14 protein-coding genes and 1 tRNA gene are annotated in these 16,098 nt (G+C 74.8%); 1 reads left to right on the forward strand and 14 read right to left on the reverse strand.

Features of this window, described 5'->3' with window-relative positions; genetic code table 11:
• Positions 1 to 94 precede the first annotated feature (94 nt).
• From ACI79Q_RS11695 to ACI79Q_RS11725, 7 genes are all read right to left on the reverse strand, one after another.
• Positions 95 to 1,597, reverse strand: coding sequence for a sugar transferase (locus ACI79Q_RS11695; RefSeq protein WP_456614731.1), 1,503 nt, complete (start codon positions 1,595 to 1,597; stop codon positions 95 to 97).
• 190 nt (positions 1,598 to 1,787) lie between these two features.
• Positions 1,788 to 2,432 carry an aminoacyl-tRNA hydrolase gene (gene pth, locus ACI79Q_RS11700; protein WP_456590901.1) on the reverse strand — a complete coding sequence of 215 codons (645 nt, stop codon included), beginning with the start codon at positions 2,430 to 2,432 and terminating at the stop codon, positions 1,788 to 1,790.
• A gap of 11 nt (positions 2,433 to 2,443) precedes the next feature.
• Entirely contained in the window at positions 2,444 to 3,157 is a 714-nt protein-coding gene (locus ACI79Q_RS11705) for a 50S ribosomal protein L25/general stress protein Ctc (RefSeq protein ID WP_456590854.1), read from the reverse strand.
• 146 nt (positions 3,158 to 3,303) lie between these two features.
• The gene (gene cysC / locus ACI79Q_RS11710; RefSeq protein ID WP_456614732.1) at positions 3,304 to 4,341 is read right to left on the reverse strand and encodes an adenylyl-sulfate kinase; all 1,038 of its coding nucleotides are present in this window, start codon (positions 4,339 to 4,341) and stop codon (positions 3,304 to 3,306) included.
• A gap of 37 nt (positions 4,342 to 4,378) precedes the next feature.
• Positions 4,379 to 5,359, reverse strand: a complete 981-nt coding sequence (locus ACI79Q_RS11715; RefSeq protein ID WP_456590856.1) for a ribose-phosphate diphosphokinase — start codon at positions 5,357 to 5,359, stop codon at positions 4,379 to 4,381.
• A gap of 13 nt (positions 5,360 to 5,372) precedes the next feature.
• Entirely contained in the window at positions 5,373 to 6,881 is a 1,509-nt protein-coding gene (gene glmU / locus ACI79Q_RS11720; protein WP_456590857.1) for a bifunctional UDP-N-acetylglucosamine diphosphorylase/glucosamine-1-phosphate N-acetyltransferase GlmU, read from the reverse strand.
• Between the two features lie 31 nt (positions 6,882 to 6,912).
• A tRNA-Gln gene (locus ACI79Q_RS11725) sits at positions 6,913 to 6,985 on the reverse strand.
• Between the two features lie 231 nt (positions 6,986 to 7,216).
• On the opposite strand from ACI79Q_RS11725, the gene ACI79Q_RS11730 reads away from it, so the two are divergent.
• Positions 7,217 to 8,182, forward strand: coding sequence for an acyl-CoA desaturase (locus ACI79Q_RS11730; RefSeq protein ID WP_456590858.1), 966 nt, complete (start codon positions 7,217 to 7,219; stop codon positions 8,180 to 8,182).
• 36 nt (positions 8,183 to 8,218) lie between these two features.
• On the opposite strand, the gene ACI79Q_RS11735 is transcribed toward ACI79Q_RS11730, so the two are convergent.
• The 7 genes from ACI79Q_RS11735 to ACI79Q_RS11765 all read right to left on the reverse strand — a co-directional run bounded on the left by ACI79Q_RS11735 (position 8,219) and on the right by ACI79Q_RS11765 (position 15,890).
• Positions 8,219 to 9,154 (reverse strand): 4-(cytidine 5'-diphospho)-2-C-methyl-D-erythritol kinase, encoded by a 936-nt coding sequence (locus ACI79Q_RS11735; RefSeq protein WP_456614733.1) that lies wholly within the window; start codon positions 9,152 to 9,154, stop codon positions 8,219 to 8,221.
• Positions 9,151 to 9,987, reverse strand: coding sequence for a 16S rRNA (adenine(1518)-N(6)/adenine(1519)-N(6))-dimethyltransferase RsmA (gene rsmA / locus ACI79Q_RS11740; RefSeq protein WP_456590860.1), 837 nt, complete (start codon positions 9,985 to 9,987; stop codon positions 9,151 to 9,153). The genes ACI79Q_RS11735 and rsmA overlap by 4 nt, the downstream gene beginning before the upstream one ends.
• Positions 9,988 to 10,021: 34 nt before the next feature.
• A complete protein-coding gene (locus ACI79Q_RS11745) occupies positions 10,022 to 11,113 on the reverse strand; it encodes a ubiquitin-like domain-containing protein (RefSeq protein ID WP_456614734.1) in 1,092 nt (363 codons plus the stop codon).
• A gap of 345 nt (positions 11,114 to 11,458) precedes the next feature.
• Positions 11,459 to 12,298 (reverse strand): hypothetical protein, encoded by an 840-nt coding sequence (locus ACI79Q_RS11750; RefSeq protein WP_456612916.1) that lies wholly within the window; start codon positions 12,296 to 12,298, stop codon positions 11,459 to 11,461.
• Between the two features lie 194 nt (positions 12,299 to 12,492).
• On the reverse strand, positions 12,493 to 13,377 hold the full coding sequence (locus ACI79Q_RS11755) for a TatD family hydrolase (protein WP_456614735.1): 885 nt from the start codon (positions 13,375 to 13,377) through the stop codon (positions 12,493 to 12,495).
• The gene (gene metG, locus ACI79Q_RS11760) at positions 13,374 to 15,173 is read right to left on the reverse strand and encodes a methionine--tRNA ligase (protein ID WP_456614736.1); all 1,800 of its coding nucleotides are present in this window, start codon (positions 15,171 to 15,173) and stop codon (positions 13,374 to 13,376) included. Before metG ends, ACI79Q_RS11755 begins: the two co-directional genes overlap by 4 nt.
• Before the next feature lie 60 nt (positions 15,174 to 15,233).
• Positions 15,234 to 15,890 (reverse strand): hypothetical protein, encoded by a 657-nt coding sequence (locus ACI79Q_RS11765; RefSeq protein WP_456614737.1) that lies wholly within the window; start codon positions 15,888 to 15,890, stop codon positions 15,234 to 15,236.
• Positions 15,891 to 16,098 lie beyond the last annotated feature (208 nt).

Consider the following 16,098-nt stretch of genomic DNA (forward strand, 5'->3'; position numbering starts at 1 on the left):
CGTCCTCTGACCAGGAGCTTCGTCGCCTCGCGGGCCGGGGCGGACGGTTCCGGGGGCCGGATGACCCGTGCGGGTGACGCTCGCGAGGGGGAGGTCAGTAGGCGCCGGAGCGCGACAGCACGGCCCGCCCGGTCTTCCAGAGGATCACGACGTCCAGCGCCAGCGACCAGTTCTCCACGTACCGGAGGTCCAGGCGCACGGACTCCTCCCACGAGAGGTCGCTGCGGCCGGAGATCTGCCAGAGCCCGGTGAGCCCGGGCTTGACCAGCAGCCGGCGGCTCACCGAGGAGTCGTAGCGCGCCACCTCGGCGGGCAGCGGTGGGCGCGGCCCCACCAGCGACATGGCTCCGCCGAGCACGTTGAGCAGCTGGGGCAGCTCGTCGAGGGAGAGCCGGCGCAGCAGCCGCCCGACCGGCGTGACCCGCGGATCTGCCCGGATCTTGAACAGCGGGCCGTCGGAGATGTTCTCCGCGCGCAGGGCGTCGAGCTGCTGGTCGGCGTCGACCACCATGCTGCGGAACTTCAGCATCGTGAAGGTCCGCCCACCCAGGCCGACCCGCTCCTGGCGGTAGAGCACCGGGCCGGGGCTGGTGAGCCGCACGGCCGCGGCGATGAGCAGCAGCACCGGCGAGAGGGCGAGCAGCGCCAGAGCCGCCACGGCGCGGTCCATGCCGCCCTTGACGACGCGTCGCCACCCCTCGAAGCACGGCTCCTCCACCGCCAGCAGCGGCAGCCCCTCGAAGGGGCGGATGTGCAGCCGCGGCCCGGCGACCTCGATCAGGCCCGGGGCCACGAGGAGCTCGAGCCCGGTGCCCTCCAGCTGCCAGGACAGCTGCCGCAGGTACTGCGCCGCCGTCTCGCTGGCGGAGGTGACCGCGATGGTGTCCGCCCCGTAGGTGTCGGCGAGGAGCAGGACGTCGTCCAGGCCCGCCACGGGGACGCCGGCGCGCTCGGCGACCCGCACCCGGTCGGCCGGGGTGACGGCGGCGGCGACGACCTCCAGCCCGCCGAAGCGTTCCCGCTGCAGCCGCCCGACCAGCTCCAGCACCGCACCGCCACGCCCCACGACGACGACCTTCTTCGTGCACCGGCCCTGCGCCCGGAGGGCGCGCAGCCGGGTGCGGGCGACGTACCGGCCGAGCAGCGTGGCAGCGGTGAGGGCAGGGATGGCCACGACGACGAGCGCGCGACTCAGCTCCAGCGCGGCGGCGTAGGAGAGGAAGCTGGTCCCGCCCAGGAGCAGCAGGCCTGCGCGGCCGACACGGCGGTACTCGTCGCTGCCGGTGCCGTACGACCGTTCGGAGTAGGCACCGGTGGCCGCCAGGAGCACCGGCCAGGCCAGCACGAGACCGAGCGCGGCCCAGAAGAGCGCCGTGCCCGGCCCGGCGGGTGCGGCACGGGCCAGCAGCACGGTGCCGCTCGCGACGGCGGCCAGCACGCTCTCCACCCCGACGAGCGTCACCGTGTAGGACCGCACCCAGGCCGGCGCGGAGCGACGGGCGGGCAGCCGCGTACGCCCGGGAGCGGCGGCGGATCCGCCGGGGGCCCCCGGCAGGATCACCTCACCCGAGCTCGCCTGCTGGCGGTCCAGAAGCATGCGTCCCCCCGAACGTCACGCACCGTAGTCGGCTACTGCCGTCGGCCGGCGCGCGGCGGCCTGAGCAGGGAAGCAACCCGGCACGTAGCGGTGCTGATCGAGAGCAACCCTCACAGCGCGTCAGGGCGGGCGTCAACACGAAGCGTCACCCTGTCACCCGATAGGGCCGCGGAACGCCCGGCGACGGTCGTCAGCCGCGGGGGTGGACCTGGTTCTGCGCGGCCTCCAGGCCGCTGGTGAGGAGGAGCTCGGTGGCGTCTGCGGCCTCCACGAGCAGCAGATCCAGCTCCTTGCGCTCGGTCGCCGAGAAGTCCTTCAGCACGAAGTCGGCGGGGTCCTGCCGACCGGGAGGCCGGCCGATGCCGACCCGCACCCGCAGGTAGTCCTTGGTGCCGGTGGACCGGGTGATCGAGCGCAGCCCGTTGTGGCCGCCCTCCCCACCCCCGCGCTTGAGCCGCACCACCCCGAAGTCGATGTCCAGCTCGTCGTGGACGACGACCAGCTGCTCGGCCGGGAGCTTGTGGTAGTCGAGCAGGCCGCGCACCGGGCCACCGGACTCGTTCATGTAGGTCGTGGGCTGCGCGAGCACGACTCGCCTGCCCGCCAGCCGGCCCTCGCCGGAGACCGCGCGGGAACGGGCACCCTTGCCCGGGGCGAGCCGGATCCCGGCTCGACGGGCGAGCTCCTCGAGGACCATCGCGCCGACGTTGTGCCGGTTGCCGGCGTACGCCGGCCCGGGGTTGCCCAGCCCGACGACCAGGTAGGGCCCCTCGGGCGGCGGGGACGCCGCAGGGGCGCCGGCGGTGCCGGCGCCCCTGCGGGCCGTGCTCTCGATCAGCGGATGCCTCAGTCGTTCTTGCTGTTCTCGGCGGCGTCCATCGACTCGCCGCTGCCCTGCGCCAGGGGCTCGGGGACGACGTCGCCCTCGCCGGCGCCCTCGGCCGCCTCCGCGGACTCCTCGCGCTCGATGCCGGCCTCGGCCTCGGCGTCGGCGAGCTCGGCCTCGAGCGCCTCGGCCGTGGGCGCACCCAGGAAGCCGATGACCAGTGCCTCGGGGTCGGTGATCAAGGTCGAACCGGCCGGCAGGACCAGGTCGCCGGCGGTGATGTTCTGCCCGGCGTCGCGGCCGGTGACGTCGACCTCGATGCTGTCCGGCAGGCGCGTCGCGTCCGCCTCGATGGAGACGGTGTTCAGCTGGTGGTTCGGGATGGCGTCCGGCGCCGGCTGACCGACGACGACGATCGGCACGTCGACGGTGGTCTTCTCGCCGCGGCGGACGACCAGCAGGTCGACGTGCTCGTGCACGCGGGTCAGCGGGTCGCGCTGGACGGCCTTGGTCAGCGCCAGCTGCTCCTTGCCGTCCAGGACGATGGTCAGCAGGGCGTTGGCGCCACCGTTGCGCAGCGCCGCGGCGAACTCGCGCGCCGGCAGCGAGAGGTGGACGACGTCCTGGCCGTGCCCGTAGAGGACGGCGGGGACGCGGCCGGCGCGCCGGGTGCGGCGGGCGCTGCCCTTGCCGAACTCGGTGCGGGTCTCGGCCTCGAGACGGTAGTCAGCCACGGTGAATGTGCTCCTCGGAAGGTGGATCGGTCTGCGGGCCGGCGACCGGGCGCAGCACACCCCACGGGGCACACGCACGTCGATCACGGAGTACGGGTGGACCGTCTCCCTCGCCGGGCAACGGGAGCCAGGTTACCCCAGCCCGGTCAGCCGCCGAGCACCGCGTCGAGCACCTGCCGCGCGCAGTCGTCGACCGTCCGCCCACTGGTGCCGACGGTGACCTCGGCATCGGTCGGCGCCTCGTACGGATCGCTGATCCCGGTGAACGCCGGGATCTCCCCGCGCCGCGCCTTGGCGTAGAGCCCCTTGCGGTCGCGCGCCTCGCAGTCCGCCAGCGACGTCGCCACGTGCACCAGCACGAAGCTGCCCGGTCCGGCCTGCCGCTCGACCTCCCTGCGGACGGCGGTGCGCACCTCGGCGTAGGGGGCGATGGGGGCGCAGACCGCGACGCCGCCGTGCTTGGCGATCTGCGCGGCCACCCAGCCGATGCGCAGGACGTTGGTGTCCCGGTCGGCCCGCGAGAAACCCAGGCCCGCGGAGAGGTGGTGGCGCACCTCGTCGCCGTCGAGCAGCGTCACGGTCCGCCCACGCTCGACCAGCAGCTCCACCAGGCGGGCGGCGATGGTCGACTTGCCGGCGCCGGAGAGCCCGGTGCAGAAGACGACGAGCCCCCCGGTGCGGGGCGGGGCGACGCCGAGCTCGCTGCCCAGCAGGGTCGCCCCGTACGCGGCGGCGACCTCCTCGGCCGGGACCTCGGGGCTCCCCGGCGTCACCGGGACCGGCAGGACGACGACCTCCCGCCCCCTGGTGCGGGCCGGTCCCCAGGCGGCGGCACGCTGCGCCAGCGCCGCGGAGTCCGGCGGGAGCCCGGCCGCCGGCAGCAGCACCAGCAGCCGGGGCGGCAGGCTCGAGACGTCGGCCGGCGGGGCACCGACCCAGGCGGCCGGGGACTGCCAGCCACGCTCGCGGAGCCGGGCCGCCACCGCGGCCGGCGGCTCCCAGCGCGGCACCTCCGCGACGGTCAGGTCCTCGCCGTCGGAGGTCGCCACGACCACGCCCTGGGCGTCCTCGTACTCCTCCGCGGCGGGCAGGTCCGGCGCGGAGCCGACCAGGCCGAAGTGGTAGCGGGCGACGGCGGCGACCTGCGCGTCACCGAGTCTGCAGCGAGCCGGCACGCCGGCCATCCTCCCAGGGGACGACCGGCGGGCGCGGACCGGTGTGTCAGCTGGCGCCGTCGAACAGGCTGGTGACCGAGCCGTCCTCGAAGACCTCCTTGATCGCCCGCGCGAGCAGCGGGGCGATGGAGAGGACGGTGAGCTTGTCGAACTGCCGCTCCGGCTCGATCGGCAGCGTGTTGGTCACGATGACCTCGCTGACCTTGCTGTTGGACAGCCGCTCGACCGCGGGGCCCGACAGCACGCCGTGCGTGGCCGTGACGATCACGTCGGCGGCGCCCGCTTCGAACAGCGTCTCGGCGGCCTTCACGATCGTGCCGCCGGTGTCGATCATGTCGTCGACCAGGATGCAGACCCGGCCCTCGACCTCACCGACGACGCGGTTGGCGACGACCTCGTTGGCGACCAGCGGGTCGCGGGTCTTGTGGATGAAGGCCAGCGGGGTGCCGCCGAGCTTGTCGCTCCACCGCTCGGAGACCCGGACCCGGCCGGAGTCCGGCGAGACGACGGTGATGTCGCGGTCGCCCCAGCGGTCGCAGACGTGCTTGACCAGCAGGTCGAGGGCGAAGAGGTGGTCGACCGGGCCGTCGAAGAAGCCCTGGATCTGGGCGGTGTGCAGGTCGACGGTCATCAGCCGGTCGGCGCCGGCGGTCTTGAACATGTCGGCGACCAGCCGGGCGGAGATGGGCTCGCGCCCGCGGTGCTTCTTGTCCTGCCGGGCGTAGGGGAAGAACGGCGCGACGACGGTGATCCGCTTGGCCGAGGCGCGCTTGAGCGCGTCGACCATGATCAGCTGCTCCATCAGCCACGTGTTGATCGGGGCGGTGTGGCTCTGCACCACGAAGGCATCGCAGCCGCGCACCGACTCCTCGAAGCGCACGAACAGCTCGCCGTTGGCGAACTCGTAGGCGGCCGTCGGGGTGGGGGTCACGCCCAGGTGACCGGCGATCTCGTCGGCCAGCGCGGGGTAGGCCCGGCCGGAGAAGAGCATCATGCTCTTGTTCGTCGTCTGCCGGATGGCGCTCATCGGCTCGCTGCCCCTAGCTGTCGGAGTCCGCACGGGAGGGCCCGGACCGGTCCTCCCCGGGTGCCTCGGTCCGGTTCTCGGCCGCTGCCGCGGCCTCCGCAGCGGGCGAACCGGGCCGTCGGCGACGTACCCAGCCTGCCACATTGCGCTGGGGTGCCCGGGCGACGGCCATCGCCCCGGGGGGCACATCGGAGGTGATGACCGACCCCGCGGCGGTGTAGGCGCCGTCGCCCACCGTGACCGGCGCCACGAACATGTTGTCGGCGCCGGTGCGCGCGTGGTCGCCGATCGTCGTGCGGTGCTTGGCCACGCCGTCGTAGTTGACGAACACGGTGGCCGCCCCGATGTTGGTGCCGCGGCCGATCGTGGCGTCGCCGACGTAGGACAGGTGCGGGATCTTCGCACCCTCCCCCACCTGCGCGTTCTTCGTCTCCACGAAGGTGCCGACCTTCGCCCCGGCCGCGAGGTCGGTGCCCGGCCGCAGGTAGGCGAACGGGCCGACCGAGACCCGCGGACCGATCCGCGCACCGACCGCGTGCGCCCGCACCACGGTGGCTCCCTCCCCCACCTCGGTGTCGACCAGCGTGGTGTCCGGGCCCACGTGGGCAGCATCACCCACCGAGGTCACCCCCTGGAGGTGCGTGCCGGGCTCCAGGACGGCGTCGCGGCCCACCGTCACGGTGACGTCGACCCACGTGGTGAGCGGGTCGACGACGGTGACGCCGCTGCGCATGAGCTCGGCGAGCACCCGGTCGTTGAGGGTGCGCCGGCGGGCGGCCAGCTCCACCCGGTCGTTGCAGCCGAGCACGTCGTCGGGATCCTCGGCACGCACCCCGCCGACCGGCGCCCCGTCGCCGACGAGCAGACCGAGGACGTCGGTGACGTAGAGCTCGCCCTGGTCGTTGCCGGCGTCGATGCGGCCCAGCGACGACCGGAGGACCGCGGCGTCGCCGACGTAGACGCCGGCGTTGATCTCGCGGATCGCCCGCTGCTCCGGTGTGGCGTCGCGCTGCTCCACGATCGCGCGCACCCGGCCGTCGGCGTCCCGCACGATGCGGCCCAGACCGGTCGGGTCGGCCACCTCCGCGGTGAGGACCGTGAGCACGTTCCCCGCCCGCAGGTGCTCGTCCACCAGGCGCGCCACGGTCGCCGCCCGGAGCAGCGGTGCGTCACCGTTGACCAGCAGCACCGGCCCCTCGAGTTCCGGGACCGCGGCCAGGGCGACCGCGGCCGCGTGCCCCGAGCCCAGCTGCTCCTCCTGGACGACGGGCAGCGCGGTGGGCGCGATCTGCGCCAGGTGCTCCTCGACCTGGTCGCGCCCGGAGCCGACCACCACGACCGTCGCGCCGGCGCCGAGCGGCTCCGTGGCGGCGAGCACGTGGCCGAGCATGCTGCGCCCGCCCAGCGGGTGCAGCACCTTCGGGGTGGTCGAGCGCATGCGGGTGCCCTGCCCGGCGGCCAGGACGACGACGGCGGCCACCGCCGGCGCGGCGTGGGCAGGGGCCGGCTGCACGTGGGTCACGGAACTCCTCGATCGGCGTCGGCGGGTTGCGCTGGGGGACTCGGACTCGAACCGAGACTTCCCGGCTCCAAAGGCCGGCGGGCTGCCGATTACCCCATCCCCCATCCCCGGGCCGTGCCGGCCCGGAGGGCGCCGGGGAGCGGCGCCCGGGACGAGCCTAGGGCCCCGCCGGCGTGGGCAGCACCCGCGTGGGGACCGATCCCCCGCCGTCGGCTCGCCGACTCACCCGGGGTGCCGTACGTTACGGCCACGCAGCCGGGCCCCAGTGCGCGCCGGCCGATCCCCCACCGGTCGCCCTCGGAGGCCCCTTGTCTGCTCCTGCCCGCACCCGGCCCATGGCTCCTCCGCGTCCCGCGGAACCGCACGCCGGGCTCCCGGCCAACGCGATCGGCCGACGCAAGAGCGTCCTGGAGATCGTCACCCTCTACGTCTTCGTGGTGGTGCCCTTCCTCGCCCTGGCGGCCGTCGTCCCGGCCGTGTGGGGCTGGGGGCTGTCCTGGCTCGACGTGGGGCTCGCCGTCGGCTTCTACTTCTTCACGCTCCTCGGCGTGACCGTGGGCTACCACCGGTACTTCACGCACGGCTCCTTCAAGGCCAAGCGCCCGCTCCGGCTGCTGCTGGCCGTCGCCGGGTCCATGGCGGTGCAGGGCCCGGTCGTGCAGTGGGTGGCCGACCACCGGCGGCACCACGCCTTCTCCGACCGCGACGGCGACCCGCACTCGCCGTGGCGCTACGGCAGCGACGCCCGCGCGCTGCTCAAGGGCATGTTCCACGCCCACCTCGGCTGGCTGTTCGAGCGGCGCAAGACCAGCCAGGAGCGCTACGCACCCGACCTGATGAAGGACTCCGCGCTGGTCACCACCGACCGGCTGTTCGTGGTGTGGGCGGCGATCAGCCTTTTCCTCCCGGCCGTCATCGGCGGCCTGGTGACGATGAGCTGGGCCGGCGCCTGGACGGCGTTCTTCTGGGCGGGGCTGGTCCGCATCGCGCTGCTGCACCACGTCACCTGGTCGATCAACTCGGTCTGCCACGTGGTCGGCGACCGCCCGTTCGTCTCCCCGGGCCGTGACCGCGCGACGAACTTCTGGCCGCTGGCGATCCTCAGCGCGGGCGAGTCGTGGCACAACCTCCACCACGCCGACCCGACCTGCGCCCGGCACGGCGTGCTGCGCGGGCAGATCGACATCAGCGCCCGCACCATCTGGGTGTTCGAGAAGCTCGGCTGGGCCTGGAACGTCAAGTGGCCCGACCCCGTGCGGCTGGCGGCCAAGCGGCGGCTGCCCGCGGCCACCGGCAGCTGAGCTCCGGAGCCCGCGGGGCGATCCCGCGGGCTCCCGTCAGGCGGTCGGCCGGGCCCCGGGGACCGGGCCCGTGACGGCCCGCACCGTGCGGAACGCGCCGACGCCGGCGAGCTCGGCCGCGAGCCGGACGGCGGACCGCTCGTCGGCCGCGAGCGCGGCCACCGTGGGTCCCGAGCCGCTCACCAGCACGGCGCGGGCGCCGGCGTCCTCGGCCGCGCGCAGCGCCCGGCGCAGCTCCGGCCGCAGGGCCAGGGCGGCCGGCTGCAGGTCGTTGACCAGGGCAGCGGCGAGCTCCGTCGTCGAGCCCGAGCGCAGCGCGGCGAGCACCGGGTCGGCCGGCGTCGGCCCGGCCGCGTCGGGCAGCCGGCCGGCGGCGCGCATCCGGTCGAGCTCGGCGTAGACGGCCGGGGTGGACAACCCCTCCCCGGCGATGCCGAGCACCCAGTGCCAGCGCCCGCCGGTGAGCACCGGTGAGACCTGCTCCCCCCGGCCCGTGCCCAGGGCGACACCGCCGACGAGGGCGAACGGCACGTCGCTGCCCAGCTCGGCGGCGAGCGACAGCAGGTCCTCGCGGCCGGCCCGGGTCCCCCAGAGCGCGTCCAGCGCCACCAGCGTCGCCGCCGCGTCGGCGCTGCCGCCGGCCAGCCCCGCGGCGACCGGGATGCTCTTGGACACCTCCAGGTCGGCGTCGGCGCGGACGCCCGCGTGCGCGGCGAGCAGCTCCGCGGCCCGCCAGACCAGGTTGGTGCGGTCGGCGGGCACCTGCCCCGGGCCGTCGGCCGCGCCGGCCCCCTCCCCGGTCACCCGCAGGGACAGCCCCTCGCCCGGCCGCGCGGTGACGGTGTCGTGCAGCGACACGGCGAGGTAGATGGTCTGCAGCGCGTGGAACCCGTCGGCGCGCAGGGGTCCCACGCCCAGGTGCACGTTGATCTTCGCCGGCGCCCGGACGACCACCGCGTCCCGGCCGCTCACGGCTGCACCGCTCCGGTGCCGGCCAGCCGGGCGAAGTCGGCGAGGGAGAGCTGCTCACCGCGGGCGGAGGGCTCGATGCCGGCGGCGCGCAGGCGCGCCTCGGCCGCGGCGGGGCCGCCCGCCCAGCGGGCCAGCGCCGCCCGCAAGCCCTTGCGCCGCATGCCGAAGGCCGCGTCCACCACGGCGAAGGTCGCCTCCCGGTCCCCCGCTGGGGGCGGCCGGCGGACGAGGGCCACCAGCCCCGAGTCGACGTTGGGCTCGGGCCAGAAGACCCGGCGGCCGACGTTGCCGGCCCGGCGCACCTCGCCGTACCAGGCGGCCTTGACCGAGGGGACGCCGTACGCGGACGTCCCGGGCGCGGCGGCCAGCCGTTCGGCCACCTCCGCCTGCACGAGCACCAGCGCCCGGTCGAGGGTGGGCAGCAGCTCCAGCAGGTGCAGCAGCACCGGCACCGCGATGTTGTAGGGCAGGTTCGCCACCAGCGCGGTGGGCGGGGGCCCGGGCAGCTCCTGGACCCGCAGCGCGTCGGCCTGGACCACGGTGAGCCGGTCGGCGAGGTCGGGGCGGCGCGCGGCGACGGTCTCGGGCAGGAGCGCGGCCAGCCGCGGGTCGATCTCCACCGCCGTCACCTGCGCGGCGGCCGGCAGCAGGCCGAGGGTCAGCGAGCCCAGCCCGGGACCCACCTCGAGGACGACGTCGTCGGGCCGCAGGTCCGCGGTCCGCACGATCCGCCGGATCGTGTTGGCGTCGTGCAGGAAGTTCTGCCCGAGGGTCTTGGTGGGGCGCAGGTCGAGCCGCTGGGCCAGCTCGCGGATGGCGGCCGGGCCCAGCAACCCGTCCGGCTGCTCGGGTGCGGTGCTCAGCGGATCAGCTGAACAGGCGGGGGCCGCAGTGCGGCCACTGGCCCGCCCCGGAGCGCTGGTACAGCAGCTGGGCGCGGTAGGTCTGCTCGTCGGCCGACGCGGCCGCCGGGTCACCGGCCCCCCCGACCGCGTTCCAGGTGGCCTGCGAGAACTGGTACATGCCGCGGTACTTGCCGGTGCCGCTGACCGCGTTCGGGCGCCCGCCGGACTCGCACGCGGCCAGCGCCGACCAGTTCAGACCATCGGCGGCAGGGCGGTTGGTCGGGCGGGCCTTGGTGCCGACCGTGACGTGCTCGTCGACCGGCGCGCGGGTGACGGTGCGGGAGAGCTCCTCACGGCTGGTCTCGCGACCGTCGACGACGGTCACCCGGTAGGTCGTCGACTGCTCGCCGTCGACGCCCGGGACGGTCACCGTCTCGTCACCCTGGAACGCCTCGGCGTCCTTGGTCTCCACCCGCCCGTGGGCGATGGGGGTCGTCTCGGTGACCTCGGAGACCTGCACCCGGTACACCTGCAGCCGCATGCGGTTGAGCAGGGCCTGGGACGGCCGCAGGCTGGTGCGGTCGGTCTCGCTGAGCGCGATGCCCTGCTCGGCGAGCAGGTCGCCGGCCGTGGCGGCGGTGGTGGTGACCACCCGCTCCTGCCCGTCGGCGACGAGCACGACGTCCTTCGGCGTGGTGATGCTCAGCTGCATCCCCTCCAGCGGGAGGCGATCGCTGCGGCTGGCCGAGAGCACCAGGCCGTCGGCGCGGAAGCCCAGCTGGTCCAGCGCCTCCTCGACCGACAGGGCGGTGACCTGCACCTGGCGCGAGACGCCGTCCACGGTCAGCTCGAGCGGCCGGGCCCGGGTGAGGACGACGGCGTCGCCGTCGGCCACCGCCTGATCGGGCGACGGGAGCACGACGTCGTGGGCGGTGAGCGTGAGCCCCTCTTCCTCCAGCACCTCGGCCACCGTGCCGGCGTAGGTGCCGACGTCCCGGGTCTGCCCGTCCACGGTCAGCGAGACGGACTTCTGGGCGAGGAAGAAGGCCAGCGTCCCGCCCACCAGTCCGAGCAGGACGAGGGCGAAGAGGCTGAGCTGCAAGGAGCGGCGCACGACACTTCCAGGGGTCACAGAACCCGGGCAGGAGGGTGACGGGGCCGCCGGAGCGGCCTCGGCCGCTCGGCGGCCCGGGCGGCGGCCGGCGGGTTCCCCCGCGATGGCGCCACCCGGTCGTTCCTCCACCCCGGCTGTCGGTCACGACACGATAACGAACACTCTGCGCATGGCGATGGTGCACGAGCAGTGAAGCAGCAGTCGCCGCCTCCGCTGTGTCGACTCGCCGACACGAGCAGTGACGACCGCGCCGGGTTCGGGCGCCGTGCGGGACGACCGCCGCCCGGATGCGCGGTGATCAAGCACACGGCGTAAGGGGTGCCCCGGACGGGCACCCGGCCGATCTCAGCCGGCGAGCGCGACCGCGCTGGACCGCACCGGGCGCAGCCAGCTCAGCAGGAAGGCGGCCACCGCGAGCCCCGCGGCCAGCGCGGAGAAGCCCCCGGCCACGAACGCGACGGGCAGCACGTCGAAGCCCTCGCCGATCTGGTCCCCCAGGTCCAGGCCGACCCGGAGCAGCAGCGTGCCCAGCGGCAGCAGGGCGCTCACGCTCGCGGCGGCGACGACCAGGTGCGCCGTCCAGGTGCGCAGCGCCTCGTCCACGGGCACGTCGGCGCCGTCGGCGGGCAGCGGACGGAGGAGGGCGCGCAGCAGGGCCACCTCGGCCAGCAACCAGGCGGCCAGCGGCACGGCGACGACCGCCCAGGCCACGGCACCCCCGAGGTCACCCGAGGACCACAACCACCCGGCCAGCAGCAGCTCGGCGGCGACCACCACCCGCATCGTCCACACCAGCCAGCCCGAGATCTGCTCCCCCTGGCGCGGTCGCCGGGCCGGCGAGCTCAGCTGCCAGCGCGGTCGCGGCCGGGTGACCTCGGCCAGCAGGACGCCCGCCAGCGAGCCGACCACGAGCAGCGGCAGCCACAGGAACACCGAGGCCTCGGCGAGCACCACCACGCTGGCCACGATCCCGGCGATGCCCAGGAGCAGGCCCAGCCACCGCCAGCGACGGCCGTGCAGCGCCTGACGCTGCAGGACCGCGGCCCCCTCCCGGGTGGGCTGGGCCAGCTCCACCCCCGCGGCGGCGACGGCCCGCCGCCCGGCCGCCAGCCCCCAGGCGCGGGCCAGCAGGACGCCCGGCACCAGCAGAGCGACGAAGACCACGACGGCGATGAGACGACCCACGGTGTTGATTGTCGTCCTACCGGACGACACCGCCACCAATTGCCGTCCCCATTTGCGCGGAGCCCTCCCCGTCCCGCCCCGCGAGCCATCCGGGCCCCCGCTCGGCGGGACCCGCTCCGCGGTGACGGGATGGAACGGCCACCCTTCGGGGACCCGCACCGAGCGGAGCGAGGCGCGGGGGGAAGGGTGGCCTTCTACCAGCTTCCGAAGACGCGCTCGGCGGTGGCGGTGAGGGCGTGGCAGAGCTCCGTCAGGTCGGTCCCGGTCACCTCGGCGAGTGCGCGGACCGTGTGCGGCACCAGCCGGGAGGCGTTCGGGCGCCCGCGGAACGGGACCGGGGTGAGGAAGGGCGAATCGGTCTCCACCAGCAGCTGGTCCACCGGTGCGAGGGCGGCCGCCTCCCTCAGGTAGCCGGCGTTGGCGAAGGTCAGCGTGCCGGCGAAGGAGAGCACGTACCCGCGCGCCACGCACGCCCGCGCGAACGCCGCGTCACCGGAGAAGCAGTGCATGACGACGTGCTCGGGCGCGCCCTCGTCGTCGACGACCCGGAGGATCTCCTCGTGCGCGTCCCGGTCGTGGATGACCAGCGCGACGCCGTGCTCCTTGGCGATGCGGATGTGCGCCCGGAACGACGCCTCCTGGGCGGCCCACCCGTCGGGACCGGTGCGGAAGCGGTCCAGCCCCGTCTCCCCCACCGCCCGCACGCGCGGCAGCGCCGCCAGGCGGTCGATCTCGGCGAGCGCGTCGTCGTCCGCCTTCCCCGCGCCGGCCTCGTTCGGGTGCAGCGCGACGGCGGCGAGCACGTTGGGGTGCCGGGCCGCCAGCTCGGCCGACCACCGGGACGACGCGACGTCGACCCCGACCTGCACCAGCCGCGGGATCCCGACCGCCTCCGCCGCGGCGATCTCCGCGTCGACGGCGGCCTCGGACGCCCACTCGCCGTGCTCGTCCCCGGCCGGCCGCTCCCCCAGCACGATGTCCAGGTGGGTGTGGCTGTCCAGCGCGGGCGCCGGCAGCGGCTCCGGGGACGGCGGCGCCTCGCCCCGCTTGTTGGCGCGGGCGGAGGCCGACCGGCTCACTGCGCCTTCTCCTCCAGCCGGGCCAGCTCCTCGGCGACGACGGAGTCGTCGAGCTTCTTGAAGATCGGCGTCGGCGGGGCCAGCGGGGTGCCCGACGGCGGGAGCGGGGTGGAGCCCCAGCCGGCCTGCCCCTCGTCGTAATCCCCGGTGATGACCGGGTACGGCGAGCCGTCGTCGAGGTCGGTGACCTCCTCGATCCGCGGGGCGGGCGACCACACCCCCGTGCCGCCGAGCAGCTCGTGCACCTTCTGCGCCGAGTGCGGGAGGAACGGCGTCAGCAGCGCGTTGCAGTCCTTGATCGCCTGCAGCGCGGTGTGCAGCACGGTGTCCCGGCGGGCCGGGTCCTCCTTGAGCTTCCACGGCGCCTGGTCCGACAGGTACTTGTTGGCCTCGCCGACCACGCGCATCGCCTCGCCGATGGCGGCCTTCTGCCGGTTGCGGGACAGCAGCTCGCCGACGGGTGCGAACGCCCCGGACGTCGTGTCCAGCAACGCGCGGTCGGCCTCGGTGAGCTCGCCCGGGGTCGGGACGGCGCCGACGTTCTTGGCCGCCATCGACACCGTGCGGTTGACCAGGTTGCCCCAGCCGGCGACCAGCTCGTCGTTGTTGCGGCGCAGGAACTCCGCCCAGGTGAAGTCGGTGTCCTGGTTCTCCGGCCCGGCCACGGCGATGAAGTAGCGCAGCGCGTCGGCGTCGTACCGGGCCAGGAAGTCCCGCACGTAGATGACCACGTTGCGGGAGGACGAGAACTTGCGCCCCTCCATGGTGAGGAACTCGCTGGAGACCACCTCGGTGGGCAGGTTGAGCCGGCCGAGCGAGCCCGGCGTCCCACCCTTGTCGCCCTCGCCGTTGTAGCCGAGCAGCTGGGCGGGCCAGATCTCGGAGTGGAAGACGATGTTGTCCTTGCCCATGAAGTAGTAGGCGGACGCATCCGGCGTCTGCCACCACTGGCGCCAGGCGTCCGGGTCCCCGGAGCGGCGGGCCCACTCGATCGACGCCGACAGGTAGCCGACGACGGCGTCGAACCAGACGTAGATGCGCTTGTCGTTGCGGTCGCGCCAGCCGTCCAGCGGCACCGGGACGCCCCAGTCGATGTCGCGGGTGTAGCTGCGCGGCTTGAGGTCCTCCAGCAGGTTGACGCTGAAGTTCAGGACGTTGGGCCGCCAGCTCTTCCGGGTGGCGAGCCAGTCGCCGAGCGCCCGGGTGAAGGCGGGCAGGTCGAGGAAGTAGTGCTCCTCCTCGACGAACTTCGGCGTCTCGCCGTTGATCTTGCTGACCGGGTTGATCAGCTCGACCGGGTCGAGCTGGTTGCCGCAGTTGTCGCACTGGTCGCCGCGCGCGCCGTCGTACCCGCAGATCGGGCAGGTGCCCTCGATGTAGCGGTCGGGCAGGGTGCGGCCGGTCGAGGGGCTGATCGCGCCGAGCGTCGTCTTCGGGAAGACGTAGCCGTTCTTCAGCAGGCCGAGGAAGATCTCCTGGCTGATCTGCGCGTGGTTGGCCGTCGTCGTCCGGGTGAACAGGTCGTAGCTCAACCCCAGCGACTGCAGGTCGCCCACGATGATCCGGTTGTTCCGGTCGGCGATCTGCCGGGGCGTGATCCCCTCGGCGTCGGCGGCGACCGTGATCGGGGTGCCGTGCTCGTCGGTGCCGCTCACCATCAGCACCCGGTCACCGGCCATCCGGTGGTAGCGGCTGAAGACGTCGGAGGGGACGCCGAAGCCGGAGACGTGGCCGATGTGCCGCGGGCCGTTGGCGTAGGGCCACGCGACGGCGGTCAGGATGTGCCGATCACTCACGCCGGTGAGCCTAGGCGGCGCGCTCGCCGCCGGTCGCCCGGGCGGGCGGCCGACGCCGGGTCAGGGCTGCGAGACGACGCTCGACGCGGGTCCCGCCGGCTCGACGTCGACCGGCTGGAGGACCGCGAGGCCGCCCAGCACGAGGGCGATGCACCCGAGGGTGAGCGCGCACAGCGACCGGTGGACGGTCACCGGATCGGGACGGCGCACGCGGACCCGCGGCCCCCGCAGCACCCAGGCCCGGGCGGTGGGCGCGTCCACGAGCAGCAGTTTCCCGATCGGTAGCGCGAAGGCGGCCGCGAACAGCAGCGGCAGCGGCAGCCCCCCGGTCAGCGCGGTCGGCAGCGGCAGCAGGACCGCCATGCCGCCCAGCACCGACACCGCGGCGAGCTCGACCACCGAGGTGACGACGAGCAGCTTCCGGTCGGAGCCCTCGATCAGCGCCGCCCCGGCACCGGCGGTGAGCACGATCCACCCGGCCAGCACGAACAGGGCGCCGGCCACGACCCAGCCGGCCGGGCGCACCGGGGTGGCGAGCACGGCATCGGCCCGGGTCAGGCCGACCGCGAGCAGGCCGACGGCCTCGAGGACGGCGAGCACCCCCGCCCCGAGCACCGGGACCGGGATCCGCCGCGCGGCGGCATCCGGCGCGGGCCGCGTCGCGTCGAGCTGCGGCGCCCGGGCGGCGGTGCGGACGTCGAGGACGGTGCTCGCCACGAGGAATCTCTCCCTGACCGGTCGGGGGTGTCCCCCGACTGGACGGTCGATCGCGGAGGTGGCTGGAGCACCGCCCGGGCCGGCTCCCCCTTTCGGGTGGGACCGCGGTCGCCGGGCCGCGCGCAGGACGGGCCGCGTGGGCCGGGTACCCCGTGCGCGCCTACGCTCCTACTCCCGGACGACGACCCGCGAGGAAGGCGGCACCCGC

Source organism: Blastococcus sp. SYSU DS0828, from assembly GCF_054050975.1.